This window comes from Bacillus sp. PPSBB_11 (assembly GCF_038023285.1).
GTDB lineage: Bacteria > Bacillota > Bacilli > Bacillales > Bacillaceae > Bacillus > Bacillus altitudinis.
Genome location: NZ_CP150633.1, coordinates 1,909,017 through 1,916,710 on the forward strand (window position 1 = coordinate 1,909,017; position 7,694 = coordinate 1,916,710).

10 protein-coding genes are annotated in these 7,694 nt (G+C 41.5%); 4 read left to right on the forward strand and 6 right to left on the reverse strand.

From position 1 onward, the window contains the following. Window positions 1–148 precede the first annotated feature (148 nt). Entirely contained in the window at window positions 149–1,897 is a 1,749-nt protein-coding gene (locus V7L95_RS09335) for a methyl-accepting chemotaxis protein (RefSeq protein WP_206115967.1), read from the forward strand. Between the two features lie 46 nt (window positions 1,898–1,943). Here V7L95_RS09335 and V7L95_RS09340 read toward each other — a convergent pair whose 3' ends face one another. The 3 genes from V7L95_RS09340 to V7L95_RS09350 are packed head-to-tail and all read right to left on the reverse strand — an operon-like array spanning window position 1,944 to window position 4,225. Beyond that, on the reverse strand, window positions 1,944–2,810 hold the full coding sequence (locus V7L95_RS09340; protein ID WP_076822687.1) for an RnfABCDGE type electron transport complex subunit D: 867 nt from the start codon (window positions 2,808–2,810) through the stop codon (window positions 1,944–1,946). Beyond that, on the reverse strand, window positions 2,768–3,745 hold the full coding sequence (locus V7L95_RS09345; protein WP_083693046.1) for an FAD:protein FMN transferase: 978 nt from the start codon (window positions 3,743–3,745) through the stop codon (window positions 2,768–2,770). Before V7L95_RS09345 ends, V7L95_RS09340 begins: the two co-directional genes overlap by 43 nt. Window positions 3,746–3,760: 15 nt before the next feature. After that, on the reverse strand, window positions 3,761–4,225 hold the full coding sequence (locus V7L95_RS09350; RefSeq protein WP_206115968.1) for an FMN-binding protein: 465 nt from the start codon (window positions 4,223–4,225) through the stop codon (window positions 3,761–3,763). Between the two features lie 343 nt (window positions 4,226–4,568). Here V7L95_RS09350 and V7L95_RS09355 point away from each other — a divergent pair, with 343 nt between their 5' ends. Beyond that, window positions 4,569–4,961, forward strand: coding sequence for a RidA family protein (locus V7L95_RS09355; RefSeq protein ID WP_007498112.1), 393 nt, complete (start codon window positions 4,569–4,571; stop codon window positions 4,959–4,961). Between the two features lie 239 nt (window positions 4,962–5,200). On the opposite strand, the gene V7L95_RS09360 is transcribed toward V7L95_RS09355, so the two are convergent. From V7L95_RS09360 to V7L95_RS09370, 3 genes are read right to left on the reverse strand one after another with little or no spacing between them, the layout of a single operon-like run. Continuing rightward, window positions 5,201–5,443, reverse strand: coding sequence for a DUF2651 family protein (locus V7L95_RS09360; RefSeq protein ID WP_206115969.1), 243 nt, complete (start codon window positions 5,441–5,443; stop codon window positions 5,201–5,203). A gap of 31 nt (window positions 5,444–5,474) precedes the next feature. Beyond that, window positions 5,475–5,768: a DUF5316 family protein gene (locus V7L95_RS09365; RefSeq protein WP_017366628.1), complete on the reverse strand. Its 294-nt coding sequence runs from the start codon at window positions 5,766–5,768 to the stop codon at window positions 5,475–5,477. Between the two features lie 25 nt (window positions 5,769–5,793). Then, on the reverse strand, window positions 5,794–6,171 hold the full coding sequence (locus V7L95_RS09370; protein WP_046342676.1) for a VOC family protein: 378 nt from the start codon (window positions 6,169–6,171) through the stop codon (window positions 5,794–5,796). Between the two features lie 194 nt (window positions 6,172–6,365). Between V7L95_RS09370 and V7L95_RS09375 the strand changes: the two genes are divergently transcribed. Both V7L95_RS09375 and V7L95_RS09380 read left to right on the forward strand, forming a co-directional pair. Continuing rightward, window positions 6,366–6,620 (forward strand): excalibur calcium-binding domain-containing protein, encoded by a 255-nt coding sequence (locus tag V7L95_RS09375; protein ID WP_076822691.1) that lies wholly within the window; start codon window positions 6,366–6,368, stop codon window positions 6,618–6,620. A gap of 127 nt (window positions 6,621–6,747) precedes the next feature. Beyond that, on the forward strand, window positions 6,748–7,503 hold the full coding sequence (locus V7L95_RS09380; protein ID WP_008347194.1) for a Cof-type HAD-IIB family hydrolase: 756 nt from the start codon (window positions 6,748–6,750) through the stop codon (window positions 7,501–7,503). The last annotated feature ends 191 nt before the right edge of the window (window positions 7,504–7,694 follow it).

Genomic DNA, 7,694 nt, shown 5'->3' on the forward strand with positions numbered 1-7,694 from the left:
GCTGAAATGAAGACAAAGGGCTAAAATCAATTTTAGCCCTTTGTCAACAATCTGAGATCCCTTTCTCTAACGTGAAAGGGATTTTTTCTATGACTTTTTTAATACTTTCCCCTGCATGACGATATATGTAGTAAGGGGGAATTAGAACATGAAAAAGAAAGCGTTTGCTTCAAGAAGTGTCTTTTTTCAATTGATGTCAGCCATTATCGTTATTACAATTTTAACAGGCGGACTTGTAGGAACAACGGGGTATTTTTTAGCGAAAAATGTCTTAATTGATGCAGGGAAAGCAGATTTAAAACACATCGTAAATGGAGCGATGGCCACTCTTGAACAATTGAACGACCGTGTGGAGAAAAAAGAACTGACGCTTGAACAGGCGCAGGAACAAGCCCGTATATACTTGAGCGGGCCGAAGAATGACAACGGGAAAGGGTATCAATTTCAAAAATCAGATTTCATCTATAAAAATAAAGGCTACCTTGTCGCATATGGAGCCGATTATTCATCACAGGTTCATCCGGTTAACGACATCGGCGTCATCCCAGATAACACGACAAATCGTCAAAAAATGGTCGCTGGCGCCACAGCAAAAGGCGAGGATGCACACTATATCACCTATATGGATAAAGACGATGCCACAGGGGAAGAAAAGCAAAAACTCGCTTATATGAACCAGTTTACACCGTGGAATTGGAGTATAGGAATCGCTGTATTTCAGGATGAATTTTATAAAGAACTAGAGCAGATGAAGCTCTATATTATTCTCATTACAGCAGGTGTCGCTCTTTTAAGTATGGGTGTCTTTTATTTGGCAGCCCGAGGAAAAGTGAGACTGCTTAAGCAAGTCACGGCTGCTTCAAAAGAAATTGCGGCGGGCAATCTTGAACGCACCAGCTTAAAAGAAACCTCGGATGAAATTGGGCAGCTGGCAAAAGGCTTTAATCATATGTCAGGAGAGCTTAGAGCACTTGTGAGCGGTTTGCAGGAAACGAGCAGCCAGCTCGTCGAATCTGCGACAGATCTATCCGCCATCTCTGAAGAAACATCCGCTAGCAGTGAAGAAATTGGCCGAGCGATTGGAGACATCTCAACAGGGACCCTTCATCAGGCATCAGACCTTGAGGTAGCCAATCAACAAATGACTCAGTTCAATCAATCCATTGAAAACGTCAAAGAACAAAGCGACCAGATCAAACGAATTTCAGACCAGTCGAACCAATCTTCCGAGCAGGGTCAGCAAATTGTCCAGCAATTAAAACAATCAAATGAGCAATCCATTCAGGCATCTCAAGGCATTCGATCAGGGATTGAGCAGTTAAGTACAAAAGTACAAGATATTTCTCAAATCACAGATACCATTGAAAGCATTTCAAATGAAACGAACTTACTGGCCCTGAATGCGAGCATTGAAGCAGCTCGTGCAGGAGAGCATGGCAAAGGATTCTCGGTTGTGGCGAGTGAAGTGCGGAATTTAGCTGAACAGACAAAGCAATCAGCCGTTCAAATCCAGCAGATGATTCAAGGCATTAAAGAAGAAACGACGGCTACAGCTGGCATGATGTCCAAAACAATGGATCGTTTTGCCGAGCTTGATGAAGCGGTTTACGCAACAGAACAAGAATTCAATTCCATCTCTACATCGATTTCACAAACCATCGTTGAAACAAATGCGATGGCAAAAGAGCTGAATACATTACTGGAACAAAACGACCTCATCACAAAAGCGATGCATGGTGCAGCCCATATTTCTCAAGAAAATGCCGCAGCGATTGAAGAAATCACTGCATCTACAGACGAACAAGTCACCGCCATCTCCAATGTGGCGAAGGCAGCAGAAAGGCTCAATGAGCTAAGCATGCGATTGAATCAAGATATTGCACGTTATCGTTTATAATGTATGGTCAAACGGACGTCGAAAAGTCGATGTCCGTTTTTTTTATTTAGACGACTTTCGTCCGTGTTGCCCGTCGCTTTTGATTTGTTTGGTACGTTCGATAGGCTTTCCAAGCATTGGCACATAAAAGCCCTGTGAGTAAGTAAGATAAGCTATTAAATAAATAGAAGTCCACACACGAAACGACAGCACAGAGGATACCAAAGATGATTTGATCACGATTCTTTGCTGGTGAAGTAGGTGGATCAGTCAACATAAAGAACGCAAGAAACAAGACAGCATTCAAGTAGGGCGTAATAAAAGCAGATGAAGCATCCGTTAAGCCAATGAATCCCAATATGAGGTGGATCAGGCCGTATGCTGCTAGAAAGGCGAAAACTTGCGGGAATTTTTGTACGCGGCTTGTCACCAAATAACCGCCGACCACCACAAGGAATAGGGTCCACCAAGGTAGAAGAGACATACCGCCCCACCAGCTTTGATTGGAAGAAAATAAAATGACTGAGAGCCATAAACCAAACGCAGCTGGATTCAAAATCGGTTTCTTTTGATAAGTGATGACATGCTTAGATAAAATGGCTGCTGCGGCTGTGAAAACAGAAACAGCAAAAGAAGTGGCTGGACTGAGAACAATGCCAATAATCAGCCCTGTGAGCAGAGCTCCATCAGGGAATGTGTGTTTATTGTTTTTCAAAATCACTCTTGAAATAAAAACGTCAAGAATCAGTGCTGTCCCAATGCTAGTGGCAACTGTAGTGAGACCACTAAGAAATCCAGTGTGCAGACTGCCGGCGGCTAGAAGAACCAATAGAATGGCAATGACATACCGTTTCGGCGTCCGAATGTAGGTTTTTAGTGAAGGCGATGATTTCAAAAATGTTTGGTCTGTGGTTGGTGCTGGCTGTAATTCCATGATGGAACCTCCTTCATCTCCGGTGTTAGGGTCATATCAGCATCTTGATCCACCATCACGGCAGGTATTTCATGTTCGGCTAAAAAAGAATAACCTCCTTCTCTACCTAATAAAAAAGCAGCTGTAGAGAGACTATCTGCGAGCATACCGAGTGGTGCAATGACGGTACAGCTTAACAAACTTTGTTCAGACTGTTTCGTTTGAGGGTGTATCAAATGGTGCGTATGAGGATCATAACGACTGATCCGTTCATAGCTTCCAGATGTACAAATCGCAAAATTAGTCGTTTGAATGACCGAGATGTTGGTCTGTTTGTGAATGGGATGCCGAATCCCAATTGTCCACTCTTCTTGTTGTTCGTTAAATCCAGATACCAACACATCCCCACCAGCATTTATCATAAAGCCTTCCCATGCTTCAAGCTCTTTTGCGGCAAGATCGCACGCAAATCCCTTTGCAATAGAACCGAAATCCAAAATAAGCGGTTTGTTCAAATAAATCGTCCGATTCGTCTCGTTTAACTGGACGTCACGGTAATGAACGGCTGTGTGTGGAACGTCATCTGATGAAAAAGTTTGTCCTGTCGTGTATAACCGATTGAATCCTTTTTGTTCCATGATTTTTCCGATGGTTGGATCATACTTGCCATTTGTTAACTCGGCTAACTCTAGCGCATAGGCTGTTAAATCGAAAAGCATTTCACTGACTAATACCTCTTGCTTTGAACGATTGGCTAACTTCATGACTTCAGAATCAGAACGGAAACGGCTAAAACGATGCTCGATATCGTAAAAAATGGAAAAGGCACGGTCGATGTCTTCTAAAACAGCCCGTCGATCTTCTTCATAGGCAACCACTTGAATATTGATAACAGTTCCCATAGCCAGCATGGATTTTTGAAAAGTAATGAGTTTTTGTTGTCCTAACCATTTCATCATAGTGTCTCCTCTCTATGCCATTGCCTGCTCTAAAGCCTGAGCAACGGCTGTTTCAAAATCCTGAGTACTTAATGTTGCACCGCTCACCGTATCTACATCAGCACTTTGTCTGATAACCACTTCATTAGGTAATGATGAAATGGAGCTTTGCCCGTATCTAGTGTTATCACTCGTAATCTCGACAGAAGTGATATTTCCTTGTTTGATGGTAACAGATACACTGATAGAGCCAATCTCATTTGATCCAGTACCAGAAAAAGTACCATCCTTGAGTTCAGTTTCTGAAGTGGTATCTTCTGTTTGAGTGGCGGTAGTATCTGATGTGAGAGATGTATTGTTTGAAGAAGCGTCTACTTGTGTATTTGATTGTGCTGTTTGAACGGCTTGAGCGTGATGGGTAGTTGCATAACCAGTGATGTATAAGCTGCTGATGGCTGCGGTGCAAAGACTAATCATTTTCTTATTTATTTTTGCCATGATGTATCCTACCTCCTATTACGATCTACTATATAGAAGAAATTTGAACAAACCATGAACAAGAAAAGAACGATTTTAGATAATGGGCAATAAGAATCAAGATGTTACACGTTATCATTTATTTTTGACTGTGGTTCATTTATCAGGTAGGATGAAATAAATCTAAACCTTGCTCACGCAATCAAAAAGGAGTGTTTCGTCCATGAAAAAGAAAATATTGATGTTCTTACCTTGTGGCTACGGATACTCCACTGCTGTTTTCTTTTAGGATAGACAAAAATTGGTGAAGTCTGTCTACAGGAGGAAAAACACGCAGAAAAATCATAGTGAGTGAGGGATTTACATGGAAAAAATCACGAGAAAAAACCCAGAAAGTATGCCGAAACCCGTTGGCAACTACAGTCATATCACAAGGGTGCCAAAGGGTGCGGGGTTATTTGTGACATCAGGTCAAGTAGGGACAGGAGCGGATGGACAGATCCCATCAAGCTTAAACGACCAAGTCACCAATACGTTTGAAAATATAAAGAGAATCCTTGCATCAGAAGGATTGAATGAAGAACACGTCATCAAAGTCAATATTTGGGCAACAGAAGAAATTGATTGGGATCATCTATATCCACAGTGGGATGCAATCTTCAAAACGGCATATCCATCAATGACCGTTGCCTATGTGACTGCATTAGGGTGGCCAGAGCTGAAAATCGAAATAGAGCTATGGTGTGCGGATATTTAATCAAAAAAAGAACAGTGCAAACTGTTCTTTCAGCGTGTAGCCAAACCCTCGCATTCTTTGTCAGTCCTGCGTGCTGGTGCTCACGAATGTCAAATTCGCTCCAGTACTCGTCCTTCCTAGGGCTGCAAAGGTTTTCTATCACGCTGAAAAGAAGACAAAGGGCTAAAATAAAGAATCATTTTAGCCCTTTGTCAACAATCTGAAAGAACAGTGCAAACTGTTCTTTTTTTGATGAGTATTTATGAAACAGCTTTGAATCGCTTTGTAATGAATGCACCGAGAAATGCACAGACTGTGTAGACGATGACCCAAATGAGAAAGGTTTTATTTCCACCAATAGAGGTGAACATCAGAATCACACTCGCTACCAGCACAATCAAGATGGGAAACCAAATGTTCTTTAAAAACAATGTGCCGAAAATACCAATCAGCACAGAGATCACGGGTAAACCAACTACAACGAATAAGACAAAAACAGCCATATTAATTACTCCTTTGAACCAAATCAACTATTTACATAAAAACATATAACAGTGCTGCACCCATATGCGGAAGAGCAAAGATGATGAAAAGAAACGCCGTATCAAGACGAAACATCCGGTGTTCTTTTGTTTCAGAGTGATAGGCCGCTCGTGCCTCTTCCCCGTTGGTCCATGCACCCATAAGAAATCCAGATGCAACGAACGCAATAATAGAGATTCCACCACTGACGAATCCAATCCATTCATGGTGCTGTAATATGAGCGCCGCACTGCAAATCACCAGCATGGAGCAAACACCAACAAAAAAAGCATGTTTCTTTCTCATTACGCTTCACTCCTTCAGGCAGCTATTAGGAGACCACATCACATATTTCAATGAAATGTCCATCAGGATCAGACACGTAACTAACCGTTTGTCCCCACGGCTTCTTGGCAGGTTCCTTGATGACAGGTACTCCTTTTTCCTTCAAGGCCGCAATGGTTTCATTCACATCATCCACAACAAAGCCAATCTCAAACGTTTGTGACGAGCTAACTGCCTCTGGAACAGGCAGACCAAGTGCCTCTTTCACATCTTGGCGTGAATTAATCGATAAGGTCACTTCTCCTGTATCAAACTCAACATAGGATTCAACTCTCAATTTAATCGGGAAACCGAGGATATGATGGTAGAACTGAATACTTGCTTCAACATCGTTTACATATAGAATGGTATATTTCATTTTCATATGGAAAGCTCCTCTCTTCATATACGTGTCAAAACCGGAAAGGTTTCCCACTCATTTTACCACATAGGTCATAAGAATTATTAAATTCCAAAAAAACCAATATTTTTACCTCAATTGTCTTGAAAAACAAAATGTGGTGACATATGATAAAAATGTAAAATGAGAAAAATAGGGGGAACTTACATGTTAAAAAAATCATAGTCGCTGTCTTGTCTTTCGGTCTTTTACTTAGCTTTACACAAGTTGACACTCACACAGCGGATGCAAAGACAGTCAAGTACAAAAACTGCAAAGCACTCAACAAAGTGTATAAAGGCGGCGTAGCAAAAAGCAAAAATACGAAAAACAAAGGTGGAAAAACGAAGTACAAGCCTTATGTATCAAAAGCACTTTACTTAAAAAATAAACATCTTGACCGTGATAAAGACGGCATCGCATGTGAACGTTAAGAAGAAGAAAAAAGACCTGTCACAAGGTCTTTTTTCTTTGGGATCAAACTCGTCCCTTTGTGCCATCTTCATCTTTATATTAAAATAAAGATAGATTCAAAAAATGATACAAAGTGGGGTACTCAATTTGTCAACACAAGCTGATAAGAAAGACATCCGATTGATTGCCATTGATATGGATGGCACGCTGTTAAACAGTGAGCACGTCATTCCTGAGGAAAATAAACAAGCCATTAAAGAAGCAGAAGCCAAAGGGGTCCATGTGGTGATTAGCACAGGACGTACGCTGATGACATGCCGAGAGCTGGTCGAGCCGCTGAAACTCTCTTCCTATCTTGTCACAGCGAACGGAAGTGAAATTTGGGATTCAAACTTCCAGCTGATCGAGCGAGAACTACTGCATCCCGATCACGTTCAGATGATGTGGGATCTAAAAAACAGATACGAAACCGATTACTGGGCATCTACTGTGGATAAGGTGTGGAGGGGAGAATTCCCAGAACGCATTCATGACCACGAATGGTTGAAATTTGGTTTTGATATTCATGACGATGCTGTTCGTGAGGAAGTCCTCCATACATTGAAAACAAATGGACAGCTAGAAATCACGAATTCCAGTCCAACCAATATCGAAGTCAATGCAGCAGGCATTAACAAAGCGGCAGCTCTTGCAAAAGTAGCAGAACGCATTGGCTGCACAATGGACAACGTCATGTCACTTGGCGACAGTCTAAATGATATGGCGATGATTCAAGAAGCCGGATTAGGCATTGCAATGGGCAATGCACAAGAAGTTGTGAAAGAAGCGGCTGATTGGATTACGGCTCCTAATACAGAGCATGGGGTAGCAAAAGCCATCCAGCATTGGGTGCTGTCTAAATAAATGAGTAGAAAAAGTGAGAGGACATGACCTCTCACTTTTTTTTGTTTTCTCCTAATTCTAATGTTATATGAGCTTGAAATACACTGGTATAAAGGGAATTTAAGGGTATTTATTTTAAACCTCCCAAAAAACCTCCCCTAGTTTATAAATTGATTGCATCTTCAAAGGCGTCTGCATGAAAATTAAACCAT

What these genes read in the sequence shown, in the direction of transcription:
- V7L95_RS09355 (WP_007498112.1), top strand. Translation starts at nt 4,569, where the DNA reads ATGGAAAAAATCACGAGAAAAAACCCAGAAAGTATGCCGAAACCCGTT.
- V7L95_RS09370 (WP_046342676.1), bottom strand. Translation starts at nt 6,171, where the DNA reads ATGAAAATGAAATATACCATTCTATATGTAAACGATGTTGAAGCAAGT.
- V7L95_RS09335 (WP_206115967.1), top strand. Translation starts at nt 149, where the DNA reads ATGAAAAAGAAAGCGTTTGCTTCAAGAAGTGTCTTTTTTCAATTGATG.
- V7L95_RS09360 (WP_206115969.1), bottom strand. Translation starts at nt 5,443, where the DNA reads ATGGCTGTTTTTGTCTTATTCGTTGTAGTTGGTTTACCCGTGATCTCT.
- V7L95_RS09365 (WP_017366628.1), bottom strand. Translation starts at nt 5,768, where the DNA reads ATGAGAAAGAAACATGCTTTTTTTGTTGGTGTTTGCTCCATGCTGGTG.
- V7L95_RS09350 (WP_206115968.1), bottom strand. Translation starts at nt 4,225, where the DNA reads ATGGCAAAAATAAATAAGAAAATGATTAGTCTTTGCACCGCAGCCATC.
- V7L95_RS09345 (WP_083693046.1), bottom strand. Translation starts at nt 3,745, where the DNA reads ATGAAATGGTTAGGACAACAAAAACTCATTACTTTTCAAAAATCCATG.
- V7L95_RS09340 (WP_076822687.1), bottom strand. Translation starts at nt 2,810, where the DNA reads ATGGAATTACAGCCAGCACCAACCACAGACCAAACATTTTTGAAATCA.